The organism is Jeotgalibacillus sp. 10bf12, from assembly GCF_055597105.1.
Genome location: NZ_CP200276.1, coordinates 906,759 through 932,500, shown reverse-complemented (window position 1 = coordinate 932,500; position 25,742 = coordinate 906,759). Strand labels below are relative to the sequence as shown.

Here is a 25,742-nt window from a genome sequence, read left to right as displayed (position 1 = left end):
ACACTCTTCGAATGATTTCCAACCATTCTGAGGGAACCTTTGGGCGCCTCCGTTACTCTTTAGGAGGCGACCGCCCCAGTCAAACTGCCTGCCTGACACTGTCTCCCGGCCCGATAAGGGCCGCGGGTTAGAAGTTCAACACAGCGGGGTAGTATCCCACCAATGCCTCCACCGAAGCTGGCGCTCCGGTTTCTAAGGCTCCTACCTATCCTGTACAAGCTGTGCCAAAATTCAATATCAGGCTGCAGTAAAGCTCACGGGGTCTTTCCGTCCTGTCGCGGGTAACCTGCATCTTCACAGGTACTATAATTTCACCGAGTCTCTCGTTGAGACAGTGCCCAGATCGTTGCACCTTTCGTGCGGGTCGGAACTTACCCGACAAGGAATTTCGCTACCTTAGGACCGTTATAGTTACGGCCGCCGTTTACTGGGGCTTCAATTCGCACCTTCGCTTGCGCTAAGCACTCCTCTTAACCTTCCAGCACCGGGCAGGTGTCAGCCCCTATACTTCACCTTACGGTTTCGCAGAGACCTGTGTTTTTGCTAAACAGTCGCCTGGGCCTATTCACTGCGGCTCTCTCGGGCTTGCACCCTAATAGAGCACCCCTTCTCCCGAAGTTACGGGGTCATTTTGCCGAGTTCCTTAACGAGAGTTCACTCGCTCACCTTAGGATTCTCTCCTCGCCTACCTGTGTCGGTTTGCGGTACGGGCACCTTGCATCTCGCTAGAGGCTTTTCTTGGCAGTGTGGAATCAAAGACTTCGGTACTAATTTCCCTCGTCATCACAGCTCAGCTTACGCGGAAACGGGATTTACCTCATTTCCTGCCTAACTGCTTAAACACGCGCAACCAACGGCGTGCTCTCCTATCCTCCTGCGTCCCCCCATTACTCAAACGATGTGTTGGTGGTACAGGAATATCAACCTGTTGTCCATCGCCTACGCCTATCGGCCTCGGCTTAGGTCCCGACTAACCCTGAGCGGACGAGCCTTCCTCAGGAAACCTTAGGCATTCGGTGGAAGAGATTCTCACTCTTCTTTCGCTACTCATACCGGCATTCTCACTTCTAAGTACTCCACCAGTCCTTCCGGTCTGACTTCACAGCGCTTAGAACGCTCTCCTACCACGAATCTCATAGAGATTCATCCACAGCTTCGGTGAATCGTTTAGCCCCGGTACATTTTCGGCGCAGGGTCACTCGACCAGTGAGCTATTACGCACTCTTTAAATGATGGCTGCTTCTAAGCCAACATCCTGGTTGTCTAAGCAACCCCACATCCTTTTCCACTTAACGATTACTTGGGGACCTTAGCTGGTGGTCTGGGCTGTTTCCCTTTCGACTACGGATCTTATCACTCGCAGTCTGACTCCCATGGATAAGTCTTTGGCATTCGGAGTTTGTCTGAATTCGGTAACCCGTTGGGGCCCCTAGTCCAAACAGTGCTCTACCTCCAAGACTCTTACTACATGAGGCTAGCCCTAAAGCTATTTCGGAGAGAACCAGCTATCTCCAGGTTCGATTGGAATTTCTCCGCTACCCACACCTCATCCCCGCACTTTTCAACGTGCGTGGGTTCGGGCCTCCAATGAGTGTTACCTCATCTTCACCCTGGACATGGGTAGATCACCTGGTTTCGGGTCTACAACCTGATACTATGTCGCCCTATTCAGACTCGCTTTCGCTGCGGCTCCGCTTTCGCTTAACCTTGCATCAAATCGTAACTCGCCGGTTCATTCTACAAAAGGCACGCCATCACCCGTTAACGGGCTCTGACTACTTGTAGGCACACGGTTTCAGGATCTATTTCACTCCCCTTCCGGGGTGCTTTTCACCTTTCCCTCACGGTACTGGTTCACTATCGGTCACTAGGGAGTATTTAGCCTTGGGAGATGGTCCTCCCGGATTCCGACGGAATTTCACGTGTTCCGCCGTACTCAGGATCCACTCTGGAGAGAAACAGCTTTCGACTACAGGATTGTTACCTTCTGTGATGGGCCTTTCCAGACCGCTTCGTCTAACTGCTTCCTTTGTAACTCCGCATAGAGTGTCCTACAACCCCGAAAGGCAAGCCTTTCGGTTTGGGCTGATCCCGTTTCGCTCGCCGCTACTCAGGGAATCGCATTTGCTTTCTCTTCCTCCAGGTACTTAGATGTTTCAGTTCCCTGGGTCTGCCTTCAACCGCCTATGTATTCAGCGGAAGATCATATCCCATTACGGATAAGGGGTTCCCCCCATTCGGAAATCTCCGGATCACAGCTTACTTACAGCTCCCCGAAGCATATCGGTGTTCGTACCGTCCTTCATCGGCTCCTAGTGCCAAGGCATCCACCGTGCGCCCTTATTAACTTAACCTAGTTAAAAAGGTACTTCTTAATTAGTTTTCATATAGAAAACCCTAAGATGGCGATTCTCGGTTATCTTTCTTACTTTGATGTCGTTATCCAGTTTTCAAGGAACGAGCTGCTTTTTTCTCATAACGCTCTTACAATAGAAGAGACGAGAAAAAAGTCAGTGTTTTGAAGGTTTGACCCTTCAAAACTAAACAACCAAACAGTCAACAATCGTTTATGATCTGACCCAAAGAGCCAGTCATATTTCCTTAGAAAGGAGGTGATCCAGCCGCACCTTCCGATACGGCTACCTTGTTACGACTTCACCCCAATCATCTGTCCCACCTTAGGCGGCTGGCTCCAAAAAGGTTACCTCACCGACTTCGGGTGTTACAAACTCTCGTGGTGTGACGGGCGGTGTGTACAAGGCCCGGGAACGTATTCACCGCGGCATGCTGATCCGCGATTACTAGCGATTCCAGCTTCATGTAGGCGAGTTGCAGCCTACAATCCGAACTGAGAACGATTTTATGGGATTGGCTAAACCTCGCGGTCTCGCAGCCCTTTGTATCGTCCATTGTAGCACGTGTGTAGCCCAGGTCATAAGGGGCATGATGATTTGACGTCATCCCCACCTTCCTCCGGTTTGTCACCGGCAGTCACCTTAGAGTGCCCAACTGAATGCTGGCAACTAAGATCAAGGGTTGCGCTCGTTGCGGGACTTAACCCAACATCTCACGACACGAGCTGACGACAACCATGCACCACCTGTCACCGTTGTCCCCGAAGGAAAACACTGTCTCCAGTGTGGTCACCGGGATGTCAAGACCTGGTAAGGTTCTTCGCGTTGCTTCGAATTAAACCACATGCTCCACCGCTTGTGCGGGGCCCCGTCAATTCCTTTGAGTTTCAGCCTTGCGGCCGTACTCCAGGCGGAGTGCTTAATGCGTTAGCTGCAGCACTGAGGGGCGGAAACCCCCCAACACTTAGCACTCATCGTTTACGGCGTGGACTACCAGGGTATCTAATCCTGTTTGCTCCCCACGCTTTCGCGCCTCAGTGTCAGTTACAGGCCAGAAAGTCGCCTTCGCCACTGGTGTTCCTCCACATATCTACGCATTTCACCGCTACACGTGGAATTCCACTTTCCTCTCCTGCACTCAAGTTCCCCAGTTTCCAATGACCCTCCCCGGTTGAGCCGGGGGCTTTCACATCAGACTTTTGGAACCACCTGCGCGCGCTTTACGCCCAATAATTCCGGACAACGCTTGCCACCTACGTATTACCGCGGCTGCTGGCACGTAGTTAGCCGTGGCTTTCTGGTCAGGTACCGTCAAGGTACCATCAGTTACTATGGTACTTGTTCTTCCCTGACAACAGAGCTTTACGATCCGAAAACCTTCTTCACTCACGCGGCGTTGCTCCGTCAGACTTTCGTCCATTGCGGAAGATTCCCTACTGCTGCCCTCCGTAGGAGTCTGGGCCGTGTCTCAGTCCCAGTGTGGCCGATCACCCTCTCAGGTCGGCTACGCATCGTTGCCTTGGTGAGCCGTTACCTCACCAACTAGCTAATGCGCCGCGGGCCCATCCTTAAGTGACAGCCGAAGCCGCCTTTCATAAAAGAACCAGGAGGTTCTTTCAATTATCCGGTATTAGCCCCGGTTTCCCGGAGTTATCCCAGTCTTAAGGGCAGGTTGCCCACGTGTTACTCACCCGTCCGCCGCTAACATCTGAGGAGCAAGCTCCTCATCTGTCCGCTCGACTTGCATGTATTAGGCACGCCGCCAGCGTTCGTCCTGAGCCAGGATCAAACTCTCCGTAAAGTGTTTGAAAAGCTCATTGTCTTTTTTGTTCGAAAAAGACTTAAAATCTTAAAACGTTGACGTTTGGTTGTTTAGTTTTCAAGGTTCAAGTACTTCTTGTTTAAAGTGTGTGTCGTTTTTTGGCGACTCAGTTATCTTATCATCTTTTCGAGTATGATGTCAACAACTTTTTTCACTTTATTTTTTGTTGCTGCCATTTGTTATCGCGGCAACGAATAATAATATATCACGCCATTTACATTGTGACAATAGTTTTTTATTAAAAAGGTAAAATTAATTTTAAGATTGTTTCAGAAGCTGCAACTGTCGAATCTCCACGATTGTTATTTGATAAGAAAAACCGCTGCAAAAGGCAGCGGTTTTAGTTATTAGTCTCTGTGACGCATCAACGGGAATAGCAGTACGTCTCTAATAGAAGGAGAATTCGTCAGTAGCATAACCAGACGGTCGATCCCGATACCGAGTCCACCTGTTGGCGGCATACCGTATTCAAGTGCTTCAATAAAGTCATCATCCATCTCATGTGCTTCATCGTTACCTTCTGCTTTTTCTTTCATCTGCGCTTCAAAGCGTTCACGCTGGTCAATCGGATCATTCAGCTCAGTGAAGGCATTCGCGTGTTCACGGCCTACGATGAACAATTCGAAACGATCAGTAAAGCGCTCATCCTCAGGATTTTTCTTAGCAAGAGGTGAGATTTCTACAGGGTGACCGAAAATGAATGTAGGCTGAATAAGCGTTTCTTCCACTTTCTGCTCGAAGAATTCATTCACGATGTGACCATACTCCATATTGTCTTTCACATCAATTCCGTGTTCTTTTGCTAGTGCGTGCGCTTCTTCATTGGACATTTGCTGCCAGAAGTCTACACCTGTCTCGTTCTTAATTGCATTTACCATATGGAGACGTGTCCATTTTGGTGTAAGGTCGACCTCAAAATCGCCGTAAGGTACGACAGTCGTGCCGAGCACTTCCTGTGCGATGTGAGCAACCATATTTTCAGTCAGATCCATGATATCGTTATAATCTGCATATGCTTCATATAATTCAATCATTGTGAACTCAGGGTTGTGGCGCGTTGAGATTCCTTCGTTACGGAATACGCGGCCAATTTCATACACCTTTTCAAGACCACCAACAATCAGACGCTTCAGGTGAAGCTCGATTGCGATACGCATGTACAGCTCCATATCCAGTGCATTGTGATGAGTAATGAATGGACGCGCAGCCGCTCCACCTGCAATTGAATGCAGCATTGGCGTTTCCACTTCAAGGTAGCCGTTGTTATCCAGGTAACGTCTCATTGACTGGATGATTTTACTGCGGGCAATAAAAGTATTCTTGCTATCTTCACTTGTGATGAGGTCAAGGTAGCGCTGACGATAACGCTGTTCAACGTCTTTTAGACCATGGAACTTCTCAGGAAGCGGACGAAGTGACTTTGATAACAGCTCAAAGCTAGTCGCTTTAATAGAAAGCTCTCCTACTTTCGTGCGGAAGATTGTTCCGTTAACCCCTACAATGTCACCAAGGTCAGCAGTATTGAAGAGTTCATATGCTTCTTCGCCTACCGCGTCTTTCCGAACATATAGCTGGATTTGCCCCTGAAGGTCCTGGATATGCGCAAAGCCTGCTTTACCTTTTCCACGCTTAGTCATGATGCGCCCTGCTACAGTTACCTCGTGTGTTGTTTCATCAAGGTCTTCTTTAGATAGCTCACCAAATTGTGATTTAATTTCTTCTGAAGCATGCGTGCGATCAAAGCGTTTACCAAATGGATCTTTACCCTGTTCACGTATTGCTTCCATCTTTTCGCGTCTGACGCGGAACTGGTCATTCAATTCTTCATGACTCATGTCATCACTCCTTTTCAATCATTTATCTATGATTCAAATCATATCTCTGTGCTTTTGAATACCTGTCTATTTTACACAATATAAAACGCGCGTACACCCCTAAAAGCTTTTTACTTAAACTCTGTTAAAGACGCCTCGAACAAAATCTTCTATTATACGAACGTCTTTTTCATAAAAAAACTGCCTGATGTAAACGGCAGTTTTATCCTAGAGCGCCAGGAAGTTCTCTTTTCGCTGATAGACAGTTTGCTTCCATAGACGAACACCCTCACTGCCTGTTTGCTGCAGGAGCTCATTCACCGTACTCCCTGCCAGAGAGTGCACAGCCTCAGGTGCAATTTCATTTAACGGAACAAGAACAAAGCTGCGTTCGTGCATGTAAGCATGCGGAACGATCAGCCTTTCTGATTGTATATTGTCTGTATTGTAGAGCAAAATGTCAAGGTCTATAATGCGCGGGCCCCAATGAACCTTCCGCTCACGGCCAAGGGATTGTTCGATCTGCTGCGTTTCATTCAGCAGCTCTTCTGCACTAAGCTTTGTGTGAACCTTCACTGCAATATTAAGAAACACCTGCTGATCAGTATAACCGACCGGATCTGTTTCATAAATGGAGGAAACGCTGGTCACTTCTATAGAAGGAACATCATCAAGCAGCTTTACTGCTGCCTGAAGATTTTCTTTCGACTGACCAATGTTAGAGCCGAGGGACAAGTAGGCTGTATGCATTCAGCTTCTGCTCCGGGTGAGCTCAATTGCAACCGAGTTATAATGACCCGGAATTGGCGGATCAGGTTTTACGACTTCAATCGTGATACGGTCGAGCAGATCAAATTCCTTCAGCATACGTGAAGCGATTCTGTCTGCCACCGCCTCCACAAGCTTAAGCGGCGGACCTTCCACAATTTCTTTGCACACGTTATAGACGTCTGCATAATTGATAGAGTCATCCACGTTATCTGATTCTGCTGATTTTGACAGATCCAGTTCAAGCACTGCGTTGACACGAAAACGCTGGCCAAGCTTTGTTTCCTCTATAAATACGCCGTGATAGCCATAGAACTCCATTTCATTCACCTTGATTTTATCCATTTCATTCACCCTTTCCGATTAGCACATCCATTACACGGGTCATGCGGACAATTTCTTTTACATCGTGAACACGGACGATATGGCAGCCCTTTTGAACACCGTAGCATACGGTCGCACCGGTTCCTTCAGTCCGTTCTTCTGCGGGAAGATCCAGGATATTGCCGATCATCGATTTACGTGAAGTGCCGAGCAGTACCGGGTAGCCCATCGCGACAATCCGATCTACCTCTTTTGTCACTTCAATATTCTGTTCAAACGATTTGGCAAAGCCGACTCCCGGATCTAAAATGATTTGTTCGTCCGGTACACCTGCTGATTTTGCAATCACAATACTTTCTTCAAGGTCACGCACAACGTCAGTAATGAAATGTTCATAGTCACGCTTTTCCCGATTATGCATTAAAATAATCGGCACGTTGTGTTTTGCAGCCACTTCAGCGATTTCAGGGTCATATTTTGCTCCCCAGATATCATTAATGAGATGGGCACCTGCTTTTACAGCTGCTTCAGCTGTCTTTGCTTTAAACGTATCAATCGAGATGGGCAGGTCCACTTCACGGCGCACCGCTTCAATCACAGGTACCACCCGTTCGATCTCTTCTTCAATCGATACAGGTGTATAACCGGGTCTTGTAGACTCTCCGCCGATATCAATGATGTCAGCGCCGTCTGCAGCCATCTGTTTTGCATGTACGACGGCCGCATCCACCGTATTAAATTTGCCACCGTCTGAAAATGAATCAGGCGTTGTATTTAAAATACCCATGACATATGTTTTTTTCGTAAAATCCAGCGTATATGTTCCCGCCTTCATGTCGTTCACCTCATTTAACTGACTCAATGTGCAGCTTTGTTTTTTCTTGATATACAGATTTTAAGAAGCTGTATACTGGTCCATCTGCCGGAAAAGACCGTCCCTCAAATTGTGTAATGGGGACGATTTCCTGAATGGAATTAGATAAAAACCACTCACTGGCTCCTTCTGCTTCTTCTGGCGTGAAGCGCCCTTCTTTTACAGAAATGCCTTTAGCCCGTGCAAGTGAGAGCACCATTTTCCTTGTGATCCCTTCAAGCATTCCGGTTGAAAGGTCAGGCGTATAAAGCGTACCTTCCTTTACCCAGTACACATTGGACGCAAGACCCTCTGAGATCACACCGGCTTCAGTCAGGAAGATGCCTTCAGTTTTCGCATCGATCACTTCTTTTCTCGCAGCAAGGTTATTAAAATAATGATGCGATTTCAGCCTGATAGCAGTCTCAGGTGTATTACGGCGAAGCTTCAGCCACTGCGCGTGACGCTCTGCAGGCGGCGGTGTGAGGGGTTTTTGAAGCAGCATCACCACCGGCTCAGTATAAGGGGAAGGGTCGAGCCCAACCCCTCTTACCCCGGCAGACACATTTAAACGGAAGTAGCCATCTGCGCCGCCATTGGCTTCTCTCAGCTGCGTGACCATCTGCTTCACATCTTCTGTGTTCAAGTCTGACTCGATCCCCATTTCACTCATCGCAAACTGGAGTCTTTTTAAGTGGTCGCCTATTAAAAATGGAAAACCATCATACGTGCGAAACGTCTCAAACGCACCCATTCCATACAAAAACCCGTGATCAAAAGGTGAGATACGCGCATCAGCTTCTTCTATGATCTCTCCATTTAACCAGAGTTTCATACGCTTTCTGCCTCGCAGACGCGGTAGGCATCCAGGAAGTTTCGAAGCAGTCTTTTACCCTGATCAGTCATAATCGACTCCGGGTGGAACTGCACACCTTCAATGGCAAGCGTCTGGTGGCGGATCCCCATGATTTCACCCTGGTCTGTCCAGGAGGTAATCAGCAGTTCATCCGGCAGCGTATGCTTTTCCACGATCAGCGAGTGATAGCGCGTGGCAGTGAACGGCATCGGCAGGTCTTTGTAGACGCCTTTTCCGTCATGATACATCTCTGACGTTTTGCCGTGCATCAGGCGTGTGGCACGTACAACATTTCCGCCGAACACCTGTGCAATCGACTGGTGACCGAGACAGACGCCAAAAATCGGAATTTCCCCGGCAAATGCACGGATCGCTTCAAGGCTGATTCCCGCTTCATCCGGGCTGCACGGTCCCGGTGAAATCATGAGAAAGTCAGGGTTCAGCTGCCTGATCTCTTCAATTGTGATCTCATCATTCCGTTTTACTATCAGCTCTTCCCCAAGCTCCCCTAAAAATTGAACGAGGTTATACGTAAATGAATCATAGTTATCAATCATCAAAATCACTGCGTTGTCACTCCTTCCGCCTGATCCTTCGCCTGCCAGAGAGCACGTGCTTTTTTAAGCGACTCTTTATATTCCCTTTTCGGATGGGAGTCGATTACAACACCAGCCCCTGCCTGGACATGCGCCTGCCCGTCTTTTACAAGCATTGTACGGATCACAATATTTAATTCAAGGTCCCCGTTAAAACCGATCCAGCCGATCGACCCTGTGTACAGACCTCTTCTGACTGGCTCCAATTCCTCAATGATCTCCATCGTGCGGACTTTTGGCGCGCCTGTGATCGTACCACCCGGGAATACTGCTCTGATGACATCCGCCTCATCATATTGCTCGTCCAGTGTACCGCGGACATTTGAGACGATATGCATCACGTGTGAGTATTTTTCAATCACCATGAATTCATTGACTTCCACACTGCCGTACTGACTCACCCGGCCAAGGTCATTGCGTTCAAGATCCACAAGCATGACGTGTTCAGCACGCTCTTTATCATTATGAATTAACTCATTTGCGAGTGACTGATCCTCCTCAGGCGTCTTTCCCCGTGAGCGCGTACCTGCAATCGGTCTTGTACTAAGCTCGGTCCCTGCTTTTTTCACTAAAAGCTCAGGTGACGCTGAAGCGATCTGCATATCCGGTAAATGCAGGTAAGACATATACGGTGACGGATTCAGCTTTCGCACTTCCTCATAAACGTCCGAAGCCTCCACTGCAAGCGGCTTTGACTGACGGACAGAAAGGTTTACCTGGAATACATCTCCCTGTGCGATATACTGACGAATCGCTTCAGCCGCATCGTAAAATGATGCTTCCTCCATTGAAACAGTCATCTCGTCAGATGGTTTTCGCGGTGTTGTCCGCTCAGGAGCAGCTGACGTTTCAGCCGTTTTAAACTGACGTACTAAGGCTTCAAGCTTCTCATCCGCAGGCTCTGCGTAATGGTGAAGCACCATGAAGTAAAGCGTGCCAGTCTCATGATCAAAGACCATCCATTCATCAAAAACTAAAAAGCATACATCCGGCAGGCCAAGATCATCCTCTGTCGTATCCGGAAGCTTTTCAATCGAACGCACATAATCATAGCTGATATAGCCAATCGCTCCTCCCTGAAAATCAGGAAGCTCAGCAATCGGCTCCGATCGGTAAGGAGACATCCACTCAAGGAGACTTTTCAGTACGTCCCCATTGAAAATCTTCTCTTCCCCATCTTCAAATACAGAAAGCCGATTGTCTTTTCCGCTCGCCCAGGCAAATGGCTTAATACCGGCAATACTGTACCGGCCGCCCCTGCCACTTTCTAAAAACAGGTGGCGTTCCTCATGCACAGCCATTTTTTGTGCTGTATAATAAAATGTATCTAAATTTGTTTTTGTCGTTTGATAAGTTATTGTATATGAACTCAAGAAGATTCACTCCCAGTAAGCAGACTCTGTCTCAATCATACACGAAACAATTCATCAGGTGGTACAGGGACATCCGATAAAAAATTGACGTTTTCGATGAATTTCCATATACTTTATTCATTAAAGCGGCTCCTTTTGGCAGGCTCTTTTCTGCAGGAGGAGTTTTTGTATGTAACTATGCCCACAACTCAGCTGTGACAGAAGCGTAAACCGTGGAAATCACCAGCAGGTTTTATTGTAAATTGCGAACGTCCCTTGCAAACTGTGACTATACTTACAGAAAGCAGAATTACACAGGAGGCACAATATGATTCAAAAGAATGTACCTTTAAAAGATTATACGTATACAAAAATCGGCGGGAATGCAGATTACCTTGCGATTCCTGAGTCAATTGAAGAATTGACGAAAGCCGTTACCTTTGCGAAAAAAAATAATATTCCATGGATGGTGCTCGGCAATGGATCCAATGTATTGATCCAGGACGGCGGCATCGAAGGATTAGTCATTTTAACCACTTCACTGACGAATATGACCATCGACTTTGAAAAGATCATTGTTCAGTCAGGTGCACCGATTATTGAAGTATCAAGGGCTGCACACGATCACTCATTAAGCGGACTGGAGTTTGCATGCGGCATTCCGGGAAGTGTCGGCGGCGCGGTCTACATGAACGCCGGTGCTTACGGCGGGGAAATTAAGGATGTGTGTACGCATGTTACAGTGCTTACGCCTGAAGGCAACGTCGAAAAACTGCCTGCTGAAAAAATGGCATTCGATTACCGCACAAGCGCAATCCCTGATGAGAACTGGATTGTTCTTGAAGCAGAATTCGTCCTTGAAAAAGCCGAACAGCATGTGATCAAAGCGAAAATGGATGAACTCACGTATCTGCGTGAATCAAAGCAGCCTCTTGAATATCCTTCATGCGGCAGCGTGTTCAAACGCCCGCCAGGTCACTTCGCCGGGAAACTGATTCAGGAGTCCAACCTGCAGGGTGTACAGATCGGCGGTGCCCAGGTATCACTGAAGCATGCCGGATTCATCGTCAATAAAGGCGATGCAACGGCAAAAGATTATCTGAATCTTGTTAAACACGTGCAAAGAACGGTAAAAGAGAAGTTTGGTGTTGATTTAGAAAAGGAAGTCCGCGTGATTGGGCGGGCATAAATAAGCTTTGAGCCGGAACTTAGCCCTGGGGCTGGGTTCCGGTTTTTTGTATTGTGCGGGACAGCTTGAAGCGAGACAGAATAGACACAGGTCAAAAGGTACTTTTCTACGAACCAAGGCTGTTATTCGTAAGCGTCAAAGCAAACACACATTGATTATTTTGATGATGATATTTGAGGCAACAGAAAAGCCGTACCCTTCGGGACGGCTTTTACTTAATGCTTGTTTACTTTTTCAATTCGACAGTGATCAGGTATTTGTTTAGACCACGGCAGAAACTGATCCAGATTCTGCTGATCAGACAGATTTGTGTTTGGCATTTTTTCAAATAAATAAGTGAGATATTCAAACGGTTTTAGATCATTTTCTTTAGCTGATTCGATCACACTGTAAATAAGTGCGCTGGTATCTGCGCCTTTCATCGAATTCGAAAACAACCAGTTTTTTCGGCCGATCACAAAAGGTTTGATACTACGTTCAGCTAAATTATTATCAATTTCAAGTCGACCATCTGAAAAGGGGTAAGCAAAGCATCTTTTTGATTGAGTGAGTATACAATGGCTTCGCCCAAAGGGCTTTTCGGCAACACAGTTGGACGAATTTTTTTCAGCCACTCGAAGTAAGCCTCCGCAATTGGCAGGCTTTTTTCTTTTCGAAGCTGGTGACGTTTATCGCTATTTAAGTTCAGCTCTCGTATTTCTTTTTCAATCTTATACAGCTGCCCAATTTTTTGAACTGCCTGTTCAGGGAGGTTTAACAGTTCCCCTTTTTTCTTCGGGGCACTCTTGGCAGCTTTAACAAAGTATCTTCGCGCATGCGCCCAACAACCTGACAGTTTCACGTTCGCAACTTTGTGATAGCCTGCATAGCCATCCACATGAAGAAATCCTTTGAAGTCTTTAAGAAACTCCTTCGGATTTTTTCCGGCACGAGTGGTTTTATAATCGTAAACCACGCACGGAAAAGAAGTCTGACCAGTCCGATAGAGCCACATATAAGAAGTTGATGAAGCTGCACGACCTTCTTCGTTCAGCACTTGAACAGACGTTTCATCTGCATGTAAGACAGCTTCCTTCATCATTTTAGCCTTCATCTGTGTCACTAATGGTGATAACCATTGATCAGCCCCATAAACTGCCCAGTTCGCCATTGTCTGTCTCGAAAGAGGAATCCCCTGTTGTTTAAAGAGCTGTTCCTGACGGTACAGAGGGAGACCAGATTGATATTTTTGGGTCAGCACGTAAGCCATCGATGAGGCAGATGCCATGCTTTTAGGGTAGACTGATGCCGGTTTTGGCGCTTTGATAATAGGTGTTTCAATCCCAGATTCCTGACACTGACGGCAAGCATATACTTCTTGCGCGTGTTCAGTGACTTTGACACTGGCCGGAATAATTTCAAGTGTGCGGTTTGTTTCTGTCGTCATAACGTGTAGGTCATGCCCGCAGCTTTCGCAATTTCGTTCAGCTTCAGGTAAATGATAAGTGACTTTTTCAACCGGAAGGTTCAGTTCATGTGATGAACGCTTTCGCTTGTTTTTTTGAGTGCTTGAAACGAGATCGCTTTCGTTTAACTGTGGTTCTTCATGTGCTGAATCTTGAGTGATCTCTACTTCATTAAAAAGTGGAAGTTCAATCTGACCATCGGAGGTATTCGTCTTTTCACTGGAACGGCCGAATTTCTCGGTTTGAAGCTGTTTGAATTGGCCTTCATACCAAGAGACAAGAGCTTCGAGCTCTTCGTTACGCTTTTCCAGTTCATGAATGCGGTCTTTATTTGAAGTTTTAGGATGAGAAGGTGTCGTTTGTTTTTTCATACCCCTAGGGTACGACACCTTCTGTCTGAGGTCTACCCCTTATATAACTTTCATGCCGGAAAGTTTCGGATGAACTTTTCCATCTTCAATCGTCAGTCCTTCTAACAACCACTTTAACTGTTTAGGGTTCAGAGAAGTGGTTTCATCTTCACGCCCTTCGGGCCAACGGAATCGGCCATTTTCAAGTCTGCGATAATACAGCCAAAAACCATTGTGCTCCCAGTGTAGAATCTTCACTTTATCCCGTTCACGGTTACAAAACAAAAAGATATCTGAAGAACACGGATCTAATTCAAACGTTTCCTGTACGATGGCCGCAAGACCATCAATGGATAATCGCATATCTGTCACGCCTTGAGCGAGGTATATATTGCGTATAGATTCCGGTTGAAGAATCATGGCGTGATCACCTCCAGCAGTTCAGTTAATAATTCTTTATCAAATCCCGGAGGGATCACAACTTTATATGGCCCTACGTGCAGGTCGAGCTTCGTAGTAGGGGATTGCATATTGATTTTTGCCCATCCAGTTGGACGTTCCTGTTGGATATCCTCTGGCCGGTAAGTCATTCTAAAATAATGAAGCTGACTGTACGTGACTTCATCCCGAGTCTCGCAAAATGCTTTTAATGATAAGTCACTTTCACGCCACTCTTCATAGATACGCGACATCTTTTCTACGTATCCACTTGGCACGTGATTTGAGCTTTCTTTTACATCCATTCAATAACCACACCTTCCATATAACCAATGTGTTCATAGGATAAGAGGCAGTCGGTGTACCTTTCGAAGAAAGGAGCATTTCATCTGGCTTAAGATCCGTTTGAAATGTCTATGTGAAGAGAAAGTAGAAAAAATCGTAGCTTGATTGAACACGTTCGTTACATATTTGATTTCCTTCATTTTGTCACGGAAGGTTACACAACAGAAGGTGTGGTTCGTTTGACGCTTACTGTTATTCTAAGAACATCCCTGTCTACTCTAAGAATCATCGCTTCGTTTCTCCGAACACAACGTGCAGTTCCACGAGCATCACCGTCTATCCTACGAACACCCCTTCCCACTATAAAAGAAACCAAACAAAAAAGCAGTCTCCGCTAAGAGACTGCCCAAACATTAATCTTCAAACTGATAAAGCGGTGTGCTCAGGTAGCGTTCGCCGTTACTCGGAATAACAGCAAGCACCTTTTTACCTTTACCCATTTTTTTCGCAACTTCAAGCGCTGCGTAAATCGCTGCACCGGATGAAATCCCGCCGAGAATACCTTCTTCTCTCGCCGCTCTTCTTGCCGTTTCAAATGACTGGTCGTTTGTTACCTGAATCACTTCATCATAGATTTTTGTATCAAGAATGTCAGGAACAAACCCTGCGCCGATTCCCTGGATTTTATGAGGACCGGGATTTCCGCCTGATAAAATTGGTGAATCTGCAGGCTCAACCGCATAGATCTTCACATCTTGATAATGATCTTTCAGCACCTGACCTGCACCGGTAATCGTTCCGCCTGTACCAATACCGGATACGAAAGCATCGAGCTGTTCCATCTGCTCAACGATCTCCTTACCTGTTGTGCGGCGGTGAATTTCAGGATTCGCCTCATTTTTGAACTGCTGTGGCATAAAGTACCCTTTTTCTTCTGCAAGTTCTTCTGCTTTTTTAATTGCACCCTTCATTCCGTCCGGACCGGGTGTCAGTACAAGCTCAGCACCATACGCGCGCAGCAGGTTTCTTCTTTCCATACTCATCGTCTCAGGCATGACAAGAACAGAGCGGTAGCCTTTTGCTGCAGCGATCATCGCAAGCCCGATCCCTGTGTTACCGCTTGTCGGCTCAATAATTGTGTCGCCTTCTTTCAGGTTACCGTCACGTTCAGCTGCTTCAATCATTGATAGCGCAATACGATCCTTTACGCTGCTGCCGGGGTTCATATACTCAAGCTTCAGATAAACCTCAGCTGAATTTTCATCTGTCAGGCGATTTAATTTAACAATCGGCGTCTGACCGACTAATTCAGAAATATTATTTGCAATGCGTACCATTTTCCTCACTCCTAATCCCTAGTAATGTGATCGGTTTTTATACTGCAAATGTAACAATTCAAGTATAAAATTTCAACTATTTTGATTATTCAACCGGGCCGTAGAACCAGTCGATGGCATAATCATCCCAAAAAGATTCAGCTGTAACAGGCGTGCTCATCTGCTCAAGCGCCAGCTGACGCTCAATCTTTCCGCGCACCTCTTCAAATTCAAAATTCACACCGGGTACCTGCTCATGCACAAAGACAATTGTCAGTCCGTCTGCAGCCTGAACAGCATCAGAGTATTCGCCTGGCGATACACTTTCTGCAGCATCTAAAATTGCCGTATCCACTGTTTCTGTATTTTCAGGTATGAAGCCGAGCTGGCCTCCCTGACTCGCTGTAACAGGGTCGATTGACCGTTCCCTTGCGACCGCTTCAAATGAAGATCCGTTATTCAGCTCTTCGAGTGCTTTGTCAGCATCTTCCTGTGTCGGGACGACGATTTGAGAAAGCCGGTACATTGCAGGAACGGAATAGAGCGATTCATTTTCCTCATAGTATGTACGAAGATCATCTTCTGACAGTTCTGCTTCTGTCGTGATCAATTTCTCTAAAATTAATTCTGTTTTTAATTCCTGCTTCAGTACTTCTTCATTTGGAAGTGACGCCTGATCATAGACATTCAATACTGAACGCAGCATCGATAATTCCTGATCGAGCTCTTCTTCCGATACGGCTACATCATACTTTTCAGCTGACTGCTCCATGACTGACTGATTGATCAGTTGCTGCAGTACTTCCTTGCCGTGGCGGATTTCAATGGCATGCAGCCATTCCTGACGTGTGACTTCATCATCACCGACTTGAGCAACCACCTCTGTCTCAGCAGTAGGTGGTGCTCCGTCTTTTGTGATCCAGCCAATTAAAAAAATCAGATTCGTCACCATCAGAAAACCAATGATATATAAAAGAGGCTTAGCTTTAAGTCGTCTTTTACGAATCTCGGCCATCTCTTAGTTCGCCTCTTCTAAAAAAGCTTCTAATTCTTCTTTCGTATAATGGTACTTTTCACGGCAGAAGTGACATTCCGCTTCTGCTTTACCGTCTTCTTCGATCATCGCATGAATTTCTGTTTTTCCAAGACCGACGATTGCGTTGCCAAAGCGTTCTTTTGAACAGTTACATTCAAATGAAACCGGCATTGAGTCAAGCACACGTACATTCCCTTCTCCAAGCACTGTTTCAAGCACTTCTTCAGGAGAAAGGCCTTCCTGGATCATTTTTGATACAGTCGGAATTGTACCTAACCGCTTTTCAATTTTTTCAATTGTTTCTTCATCTGCACCAGGCATCAGCTGAATAATAAACCCGCCTGCTGCGAGAATGGTGTTATCAGGATTAACGAGTACCCCAACGCCAACTGATGAAGGTACCTGCTCTGATGAAGCAAAATAGTAAGTGAAGTCCTCACCAAGCTCACCTGATACAAGCGGTACCTGTCCTGTGAAGTTTTCACGCATGCCAAGATCTTTAACGATTGTCAGCGTTCCTTCTGTTCCTACAACACCGCGAACATCAAGTTTCCCCTGCTCATTCAGTTCTTTATGCGTCTGAGGATTTGTTACGTACCCTCTTACCTCACCTTTTGCGTTACTGTCGACTAAAATCACACCAAGCGGGCCATTCCCTTCAACCTTTACAGTTAACTGGCTGTCACCCTTCAGCATCGCGCCCATCATGACGCCTGCAGTCATCGCTCTGCCGAGTGCAGCAGAAGCAGTCGGCCATGTATAGTGGCGATCCTGGGCTTCCTGTACAGCAGCAGTTGTATTTACAGCATATGCTCTGATCTGATCATTATAAGCAAGTGCGCGTACCATATAGTCTTTCATTTAAAAAATCTCCTTTCATTCAGCGTTGCGCTTGTATATTAACTGAAGTCCTTTTAAAGTCAAAAACGGATCAACAACATCTATAATATCTGATTCCTTGGCAATAAGTGAAGCAAGACCGCCTGTAGCAATCACAGTAACCGGTTCATCCGCCTCTTTTTTCATACGGGACACAATCCCTTCAACCTGTCCCACATAGCCATACACAATGCCTGCCTGCATAGCAGAAACCGTACTTTTCCCGACAACTGTCTCAGGGCGCGCAATCTCAATTCTCGGAAGCTTGGCTGCTTTTGAATACAACGCTTCTGTTGAAATGCCGATACCCGGCGCAATCACCCCACCCATATACTGGCGGTGCTGGTTGATATAGCAATACGTTGTAGCGGTACCGAAATCAACGATAATCAGTGATCCGCCGTGCTCCTTAATACCAGCAACGGCATTGACAATTCTATCTGCCCCAACTTCTTTCGGGTTATCATATTTTATATTCAAACCCGTCTTCATTCCAGGTCCGACAACTAGCGGCTTCAGATGAAAATACTTCTGGCTCATACGTTCAAGCGGAAACATCACAGGCGGTACAACAGAAGAAATAATAATACCGTCAAAATCTGAAAAAGAAAGTCCAACATGCTCAAACAGATTTTTCACAAGCATTCCATACTCATCTTCTGTTTTATGACGATTCGTCTCCACGCGCCAGTGATAACGAAGCTCTTCTCCTTCATACACACCCAGTACTGTATTGGTATTCCCAACATCTAATACAAACAACATCCTTATTCACCACGCCTTATTAGAATACACACTTTTAACATTTTATCACATTATAGAAATGCGGAGGGCGCTTGTTCAGCTCCGACAGACATAAGACGCGCAGCGGAAAACGGGTGGTTTTCCCGTTTACCGATGCGTGGCTTATGATCCAAGGAGCTAGCGCCCGCAGCTGGACACCAAGAAATGCGGAGGCAGGCGTTTAGGTCCGACAAGCATAAGACGGCTTGAGAGAAATGGGTGACCTTCCCCATTTCCTCAAGATGGCTTATGACTCGAGGACCTGCCTGCTGCAGCTGGACACCAGAAATGCGGAGGGCGCTTGTTCAGCTCCGACAGACATAAGACGCGCGGCGGAAAACGGGTGGTTTTCCCGTTTACCGATGCGTGGCTTATGATCCGAGAAGCTAGCGCCCGCAGCTGGACACCAGAAATGCGGAGGGCGCCTTCCGGGATGTGACTCGATCAATCTCCCCCAAGTCACACCTGATCCGGGTTTCACACAATGTGACCTCAATTTCCCGGGAAATAAACCGAAACTCAGAAAATATGACCCGAAATCCAGTAATACGTATACCCAATCCGTCAAAAAATCCGCGGCCCCGTTTACGCGGAACCGCGGATCCAAGCATCTGCTAGTGCAAATGATTATTCTTTATTACGACGATCCTCATCTGAAGGCGTGCCTTCTTTAGATTCTTTCAGAAGATCTTCTGAAGATTTTTCTTCAGTTTTGATCTCACTGTCTGTCGTTACAGATGTTTCATCTGATTCAAGTTCTTTTGATTCATCTGTGATATCTTTACGGTCGTTGTCATCATCCTGACCATAGTCACGTTCCGGCAATGTACCGTGATCCACAAGATGTCTGATTTGTCCGGCATCAAGTGTTTCAATATCAAGAAGTGTTTCAGCGATCAGCTCAAGCTTTTCACGGTTCTCTGTAAGAATCGTTTTCGCTCGTGCATAACACTCTTTAATAATACGCTGAATTTCTGTATCAATATCGTAAGCGATCTGATCAGAATAATTCTGCTCACTGTTAAAGTCACGTCCAAGGAATACCTGACCCTGCGCCTGACCGAACTGAAGTGGTCCAAGCTTATCACTCATACCGAATTCAGTTACCATACGGCGGGCAATGCCTGTCGCACGCTGGAAGTCATTGTGTGCACCAGTTGATACTTCTCCGAAGATGATATCCTCTGCTACACGGCCGCCAAGGAGACCAGTGATTTTATCGAGCAATTCAGGTTTTGTCATGAAGTAACGATCCTCTTTTGGAAGCATGACAGCATAACCGCCAGCCTGACCACGTGGAACGATGGTTACTTTATGAACCATATCGGCTTCATCGAGTACAACACCGATAATTGTATGGCCTGCTTCGTGGAAAGCAACGATCTTTCTCTCTTTTTGAGAGATCACACGTGTTTTCTTAGCAGGACCTGCAATGACACGGTCTGTTGCTTCATCGATGTCACTCATATCAATTTTCTTCTTATCACGACGCGCTGCAACAAGTGCGGCTTCGTTCAGCAGGTTTTCAAGGTCTGCTCCTGAGAAGCCAGGTGTACGCTGGGCGATCGCTTTCATATCAATGTTATCTGCAAGCGGTTTGTTTCTTGCATGAACCTGCAGTACAGCTTCACGACCCGTTACATCAGGGCGGTCTACTGTGATTTGACGGTCAAAACGGCCTGGACGCAGTAATGCAGGATCCAGAATGTCCGGTCTGTTTGTTGCTGCGATCATGATGATTCCTTCGTTTCCTCCGAAGCCATCCATTTCAACAAGCAGCTGGTTCAGTGTTTGTTCACGCTCATCGTGTCCACCACCAAGACCGGCGCCACGCTGACGTCCAACCGCATCAATCTCATCAATGAAGATGATACATGGTGCGTTTTTCTTCGCATTTTCGAACAGGTCACGTACACGTGATGCCCCGACACCGACAAACATCTCTACGAAGTCTGAACCGGAAATCGAGAAGAATGGTACGCCTGCTTCACCTGCTGCTGCACGTGCAAGCAGCGTTTTACCGGTACCCGGAGGTCCGACAAGCAGAATCCCCTTAGGAATTCGTGCACCAACGTCAGTAAATTTACGGGGATCCTTCAGGAAGTCAACAACTTCTACAAGTTCCTGCTTCTCTTCGTCAGCCCCTGCCACGTCCTTAAAGCGGACTTTCTTCTTCTCTTCAGTATAAAGCTTCGCCTTACTCTTACCGAAGTTCATGACACGGCCTCCGCCGCCACCCTGAGCCTGGTTAAGTAAGAAGAAGAATAAGATGAAGATGATGACAAATGGAATAATTGTCGTCAGGAATGTTACCCAGCCGCTTGTTTCAGGGGCCTGTAATACATTCACTTCTGTATTATTCGCTTGAGCTACCTCATCAATTGTTTCAAGTGCCGAACTTTCAAACGGAATGTTTGTAAGGAAGTACTCGGTTTCATCATAGCCTTCAAGCTGTCCACGTACGTTGTAGACGCTTCTGTCCGGCTGAATTTCAATCTCCGTTACTTCACCACTATCAAGCGCATTCAAAAATTCACCATATGTGAGTTCCTCATTTGGCTGGCTTCCATTGTTAAATAGGCCAATAATACCAATAATGACGAGGAAAATAATTAAATAAAATATCGTATTTCGAAATATACGGTTCATCCCTTACCTCCTCCCACGGTCAAGAAAACTAATATCAATACTATCATAGTAAAATAAAGCGTGACAACCAATAAGCCTGCTCACAGTATGCGCTCGCTCACACTCTATTTTACTCAGAATCTGTATAAATTTCAGGCTTCAATACACCGATGTATGGGAGGTTTCGATAACGTTCCGCATAGTCAAGTCCATAGCCTACAACAAACTCATCCGGTACAATGAATCCAACATAATCTGCTTTAATATCTGCTTTACGGCCGCTCGGCTTATCAAGCAGTGTGACGATTTTAATTGATTTTGCTTTACGATACTTGAACAGATCAACGAGGTAGCTCAGCGTCAGACCGCTGTCGATGATATCTTCAAGGATCAGAATGTCACGACCTTCAACTTTTGTATTCAGATCTTTTACAATCTTTACTTCACCTGAAGAAACTGTTGAATTACCATAGCTTGAAACATCCATGAAGTCCATTTCAAGGTACACATCCATGCGCTTGATCAGATCAGCCATAAATGGCATTGCACCTTTTAATACGCCGATAGCAAGTGGATATTTATCCTGGTATTCAGCTGTCAGCTCAGTACCAAGCTCTTTAATTTTTTCCTGAAGCTGTTCCTCGGTATACAATACTTTCTCAATGTCTTTATTTAACACGAACAATGTCCTCCTAGAAGATCTTAATAGTAAATTAACGTATATGCAGCAGACTTTCCATCGGACGGTGCTTTACGCAGTCCCGGAATCCAAAGTACACTTCCATCTGCAGCTGTCACAATTGGATGCTGACTTCGCTGTTTCAGGGGCACCTTCTTTTCTATGAAGACATCCTTTATCTTCTTTGACCCTTTGCCATCAGGCAGCCGTATCTTATCTCCATCCCTGCGGCTTCTAACCGTCAGCGGCATGAATGATTCAGATACATAATAAAGATCATGGTACGGCTTATCCGGCGCGATCTCGCCAGTCTGCACTTCAAGACAGTGTCCATCAGGAAGATCAATCTGCTGCTCCTTATCAATTAAATAAGTGTAGGCAGCATCGTCTGTTTCACGCTGAAAATGAAAATAACCGTCATCATAAGAACGGGTTATAGTCAATGATTCAGGCAGGTGAAGATCCCCGGAAGGATGCGCTTGTTTCAGCAGATCCAGTATCGCGCGCGTATGCGCAGAAGATAATGATGTGGGTACTTTTGCATACAGATAATTCAATATTAGATGAATCATTCTTCTTTGTAAAGGAAGACCATAAGTACGAAATTTTTCTACGGATAGATGGACGTGCTCGTGTGATTTTTCCATACAGACCTCTGTCAGTGCTTTCCGGGCTTCCTGCTCAAGCCATGCATTATCCTCACTAAGCTCTTCAGAAAAGCGTTCGAAGGCTTCATGCAATAACGGATTTTCTTTTTTTAATAATGGAATCACGTGTCTTCTCAGCCTGTTTCTCGTATACGCATCACTTTCATTTGTCGGATCTCTTCTCGGGATTAAGTGATGCTGTTCACAATATTGTTCGATTTCACTTTTCGTCACTGATAAAAACGGACGCACCATTTTTCCGCCTACAAAAGATCTGACAGGTAGGATTCCAGCCGCTCCGCGTATAGATGTTCCACGCGTAAGCCTGAAAAGAATCGTTTCCACCTGATCATCTGCGTGCTGACCGATCATCATGACAGCCGAACCCGTTTCCTCCATCAGCTTTTCGAAATAATCATAGCGTACTTTTCTCGCTGCTTCCTGCACGCCTTCACCGCTCTCTTCCATTCTGCCTTTTACATCTGCTTTTAAAAGGTGAAAAGGAATCCCGCGCTGCCTGCAATACGCCTCTACGTAAGCTGCATCTGAACCAGAGCTCCCCCTTAACCCATGATCCACATGGACAGCTTCCACATTCAAGTCAAATCTTCCTTCACTGAAGAAATGAAGGAGCGCGAGTGAATCAGGTCCCCCTGAAACCCCGATCAGCACTTTGTCTCCTTTAGACACCATCCCGTATTTGTCACAATATGCCCTCACCGTTAAACGAAAGTCATTCATGCCCATACCCTTTCCTGATCTATTTCTTTATAGTATACAGGAAGATCAGGCAGGTCATGCAAATAACTACCCGGCACTTCTCCTTAATGGAATGGCAGCCCACTTTGGCACCTGGTGATCTATTTTTACGGCCACAACGGTCATATCATCATTAATTGACCCTCCCGCTGCACGGACAGCTGATTCTACAAGAAGATCAGCTGCTTCCTGCGGATCTGTTGTAATAAGTTCTGAGATCTGACGCCTCATCCACCGTTCAGGATTTTCAATCGAACGGAGACCGTCAATTAATCCGTCACTCAGCATAAAGAGCATATCTCCTGACTTTAATTGATGCTCTAATACATCCATCTCCATTTCATGAAAAAATCCAAGCGGCAGATTCGCAGCCTCAATCATTTGTATCTGCTTTCCACGTTTCACATAACTTGGCACTGCACCCACTTTTAAAAACCTTGCCCTGGCATTTTGCAGATCAATCATTGCGAGGTCCACCGTCGAATACATTTCACTCGTTCTTTTAGCCGTTAAAATGGAATTAACTGATTTGATTGCAAGCTCTTCTTCAATTCCCGCTTTCAGCATTTCCTCTAAAAGGCCAATCGTTTCTTCACTTTCCTCCCGCGCCTTTTCACCATTGCCCATTCCGTCACAAATGGCAGCGGCAAACTTCCCCTCATGAATCGGAATTGCCGCACAGCTGTCCCCTGATACCAGGCCGCCTGCATATGCCGCATGGGCGATGCCTGAGGTGACATGAAAAGCTTTGGCTGACCTGAACGTTGCCGTAGTACCGTAGTATGGTGGCGGCAGATCGCCTTTTTGATGAACAATGACAGTTTCCTGCAAAATAGACGACAGCATCGGTGCGATCAGCTTGTCACATTCACCATGCTTCTCCTGAAACGGAAGCAGCACATCCATATCCACTCTCCCTGACTCAAGACAGTGGATATCAATTTGATCCGCACGCACACCATACGACTCAAGCTCCTGCAGTATTCTTTCTTCCTGCTCTCCATTTTCACGGGTCTCCCGCTGCAGTTCGCTTGCAAACTCACTCATCACATCCGCAAGACCGGAAAGCTGCCTTGCTACAAAACGGTTTCCTTCTTTCATATGCTGCTGCATCAACTGATTCAAGGCTTTTTCCTGATGGTACCTATCAAATTCCTTTTCCATCAATGCAGATTTTACGCAGTGCGATCTCCAGCCGGGCTCAGGTTCCCCCCGTTCAGCCAGCACATTCATCCACTCATATGTACGCTCAAAATGCTCAGACCAGCAGAATTCTTTTCTAAAACATTGATCACATGTGTATTTCGTAACACTTCCAATCATTTCATCAGCTGCTCCGGGATTCTCTGCTGTGGGCTCAATATCAGAAAAGCTGTCAGACAGCTTCTTAAACATTGAAGAAAAATGCTCTACCTTTTCAGCTGTCACGTCACGCACGCTTTTAGCATAAAGCTGCTGTTCTTCAGCATACTCTTCAGACCCCGGAATGTGACGTGCCAGTGCTCGCACCCAGCTCCCCGGTGTAATAAAAAGCAGTAAAGCAGCGATGGCAGATTCATATAGTGAAAACTCCAGGCGCAAAGCATTCTCCATCATTAAACCTGTCAGCAGTGTCGCAAGCATCAAGCCGATCACAACACCCACCCGGCCCCCGGTCTTTAATAACCCGCCAAGCAGACCGGCAACCGCAAGCAGCGCCACTTCAGGGATAAATGCAAATGAAGCGAGACAAAACAACAAGCCAATCACAACACCCGCAGTAGAACCGACTAGCGCACCCGCAGCTAAGGCAGCAGCCAGCACCACATAGCGCGCGGCAATATGGCTGATCACAAGATCCCCTGCCATCAGCCCGGTCAAACCGAGCGCAACAGAAGCGGCAAGTACAGAAAGCGCGACAAGCTCTTCATGTGAATAAGCACTTCTTCTCCCTTTTGTCAGCACAAGAAAGCTCTGCAGAAAGATCAGCAGCAGTACACCGGTCATTGCTGCCTCAGCCAGAATATAGAAACCTTCCATCCAGGTAAGCGGCTGAACTGCCCAGACATAACCGGTTTTCACCACTCCCGTTACACCAGCTGCAAGTCCCGCTGCAACAAACTGGTTGCCAGTGTACTTTCTCAGCAGGCCAAAACTAATATAGTACATCAGTAAAATGGTTGCTGTGTATAAAGCCGGCAGTATTCCAAGCGCAGCTGCTCCTGCTGTTAACCCTGCAAATGTGTGCGGCGCTTTCTGACGCTGCATGATCATCACCGCTGCAAAAAAAGGCAGCGCAAACGGCATGAACTGAAGCATCACAACCGCGCGACCGAGCATAACCCCTGCTAACAGATGAAAGACACCTTTTTCATACAACCATTTCATCACGTTTACTTTTCTAGCTTCCTTTTTACGGCTTCTCTTGAGAGACAGAGCGTTTGTTAGTTCGAAGTTTGCTTCATGCACATTTGCCATCCAGCAGGTCCACTCCTTCATTTCTTATTGCGCCTATTATAAAAAGAACAGAACAGAGGAGTTTGTCAAAAAAACGTTTCACACATCAAAAAACGTTCGACGGATTCCTGCT

At 46.4% G+C, this 25,742-nt stretch carries 17 protein-coding genes, 2 rRNA genes and 2 pseudogenes (1 of these 21 only partly in view); 1 reads left to right on the top strand and 20 read right to left on the bottom strand.

Going from position 1 to position 25,742, the window contains the following annotated elements:
- The 9 genes from DH10bf12_RS04430 to pabB all read right to left on the bottom strand — a co-directional run.
- A 23S ribosomal RNA gene (locus tag DH10bf12_RS04430) occupies window positions 1–2,354 on the bottom strand (it extends 571 nt beyond the left edge of the window).
- A gap of 251 nt (window positions 2,355–2,605) precedes the next feature.
- Window positions 2,606–4,155: ribosomal RNA gene (locus DH10bf12_RS04425) — 16S ribosomal RNA — on the bottom strand.
- The 16S and 23S rRNA genes sit together here, the layout of an rRNA operon.
- A 368-nt stretch (window positions 4,156–4,523) precedes the next feature.
- Complete coding sequence (gene lysS / locus DH10bf12_RS04420; RefSeq protein WP_471737369.1) at window positions 4,524–6,011, bottom strand: lysine--tRNA ligase; 1,488 nt, start codon at window positions 6,009–6,011, stop codon at window positions 4,524–4,526.
- Between the two features lie 207 nt (window positions 6,012–6,218).
- Window positions 6,219–6,740 (bottom strand): 2-amino-4-hydroxy-6-hydroxymethyldihydropteridine diphosphokinase, encoded by a 522-nt coding sequence (folK, locus tag DH10bf12_RS04415; protein ID WP_471737368.1) that lies wholly within the window; start codon window positions 6,738–6,740, stop codon window positions 6,219–6,221.
- Window positions 6,741–7,103, bottom strand: coding sequence for a dihydroneopterin aldolase (gene folB / locus DH10bf12_RS04410; protein WP_471737367.1), 363 nt, complete (start codon window positions 7,101–7,103; stop codon window positions 6,741–6,743).
- Window position 7,104: 1 nt separating this feature from the next.
- Window positions 7,105–7,917 carry a dihydropteroate synthase gene (gene folP / locus DH10bf12_RS04405; RefSeq protein WP_471737366.1) on the bottom strand — a complete coding sequence of 271 codons (813 nt, stop codon included), beginning with the start codon at window positions 7,915–7,917 and terminating at the stop codon, window positions 7,105–7,107.
- A 10-nt stretch (window positions 7,918–7,927) separates the two neighbouring features.
- The gene (gene pabC, locus DH10bf12_RS04400; RefSeq protein WP_471737365.1) at window positions 7,928–8,770 is read right to left on the bottom strand and encodes an aminodeoxychorismate lyase; all 843 of its coding nucleotides are present in this window, start codon (window positions 8,768–8,770) and stop codon (window positions 7,928–7,930) included.
- Window positions 8,767–9,357, bottom strand: coding sequence for an aminodeoxychorismate/anthranilate synthase component II (pabA, locus tag DH10bf12_RS04395; RefSeq protein WP_471737364.1), 591 nt, complete (start codon window positions 9,355–9,357; stop codon window positions 8,767–8,769). Before pabA ends, pabC begins: the two co-directional genes overlap by 4 nt.
- Window positions 9,354–10,760, bottom strand: coding sequence for an aminodeoxychorismate synthase, component I (gene pabB, locus DH10bf12_RS04390; RefSeq protein ID WP_471737363.1), 1,407 nt, complete (start codon window positions 10,758–10,760; stop codon window positions 9,354–9,356). Before pabB ends, pabA begins: the two co-directional genes overlap by 4 nt.
- Before the next feature lie 268 nt (window positions 10,761–11,028).
- On the opposite strand from pabB, the pseudogene murB reads away from it, so the two are divergent.
- A pseudogene (gene murB, locus DH10bf12_RS04385) lies at window positions 11,029–11,928 on the top strand (UDP-N-acetylmuramate dehydrogenase); the annotation flags it as partial.
- A 215-nt stretch (window positions 11,929–12,143) separates the two neighbouring features.
- Here murB and tnpC read toward each other — a convergent pair.
- The 11 genes and pseudogenes from tnpC to spoIIE all read right to left on the bottom strand — a co-directional run bounded on the left by tnpC (window position 12,144) and on the right by spoIIE (window position 25,630).
- Window positions 12,144–13,744 (bottom strand): annotated as a pseudogene (tnpC, locus tag DH10bf12_RS04380) (IS66 family transposase).
- A 39-nt stretch (window positions 13,745–13,783) separates the two neighbouring features.
- On the bottom strand, window positions 13,784–14,143 hold the full coding sequence (gene tnpB / locus DH10bf12_RS04375) for an IS66 family insertion sequence element accessory protein TnpB (protein WP_204731097.1): 360 nt from the start codon (window positions 14,141–14,143) through the stop codon (window positions 13,784–13,786).
- On the bottom strand, window positions 14,140–14,466 hold the full coding sequence (gene tnpA / locus DH10bf12_RS04370) for an IS66 family insertion sequence element accessory protein TnpA (RefSeq protein WP_471736260.1): 327 nt from the start codon (window positions 14,464–14,466) through the stop codon (window positions 14,140–14,142). The genes tnpB and tnpA overlap by 4 nt, the downstream gene beginning before the upstream one ends.
- 393 nt (window positions 14,467–14,859) lie before the next feature.
- Complete coding sequence (cysK, locus tag DH10bf12_RS04365) at window positions 14,860–15,783, bottom strand: cysteine synthase A (RefSeq protein ID WP_471737362.1); 924 nt, start codon at window positions 15,781–15,783, stop codon at window positions 14,860–14,862.
- A gap of 85 nt (window positions 15,784–15,868) precedes the next feature.
- The gene (locus DH10bf12_RS04360) at window positions 15,869–16,777 is read right to left on the bottom strand and encodes a peptidyl-prolyl cis-trans isomerase (protein WP_471737361.1); all 909 of its coding nucleotides are present in this window, start codon (window positions 16,775–16,777) and stop codon (window positions 15,869–15,871) included.
- A 3-nt stretch (window positions 16,778–16,780) separates the two neighbouring features.
- Window positions 16,781–17,659, bottom strand: coding sequence for an Hsp33 family molecular chaperone HslO (gene hslO / locus DH10bf12_RS04355; RefSeq protein ID WP_471737360.1), 879 nt, complete (start codon window positions 17,657–17,659; stop codon window positions 16,781–16,783).
- A 15-nt stretch (window positions 17,660–17,674) separates the two neighbouring features.
- A complete protein-coding gene (locus DH10bf12_RS04350) occupies window positions 17,675–18,442 on the bottom strand; it encodes a type III pantothenate kinase (protein WP_471737359.1) in 768 nt (255 codons plus the stop codon).
- Between the two features lie 645 nt (window positions 18,443–19,087).
- Entirely contained in the window at window positions 19,088–21,109 is a 2,022-nt protein-coding gene (gene ftsH / locus DH10bf12_RS04345) for an ATP-dependent zinc metalloprotease FtsH (protein WP_471737358.1), read from the bottom strand.
- Between the two features lie 109 nt (window positions 21,110–21,218).
- A complete protein-coding gene (gene hpt / locus DH10bf12_RS04340) occupies window positions 21,219–21,767 on the bottom strand; it encodes a hypoxanthine phosphoribosyltransferase (protein WP_471737357.1) in 549 nt (182 codons plus the stop codon).
- 23 nt (window positions 21,768–21,790) lie between these two features.
- Complete coding sequence (tilS, locus tag DH10bf12_RS04335; protein WP_471737356.1) at window positions 21,791–23,155, bottom strand: tRNA lysidine(34) synthetase TilS; 1,365 nt, start codon at window positions 23,153–23,155, stop codon at window positions 21,791–21,793.
- Window positions 23,156–23,221: 66 nt separating this feature from the next.
- The gene (gene spoIIE / locus DH10bf12_RS04330) at window positions 23,222–25,630 is read right to left on the bottom strand and encodes a stage II sporulation protein E (RefSeq protein ID WP_471737355.1); all 2,409 of its coding nucleotides are present in this window, start codon (window positions 25,628–25,630) and stop codon (window positions 23,222–23,224) included.
- Window positions 25,631–25,742: the final 112 nt, after the last annotated feature.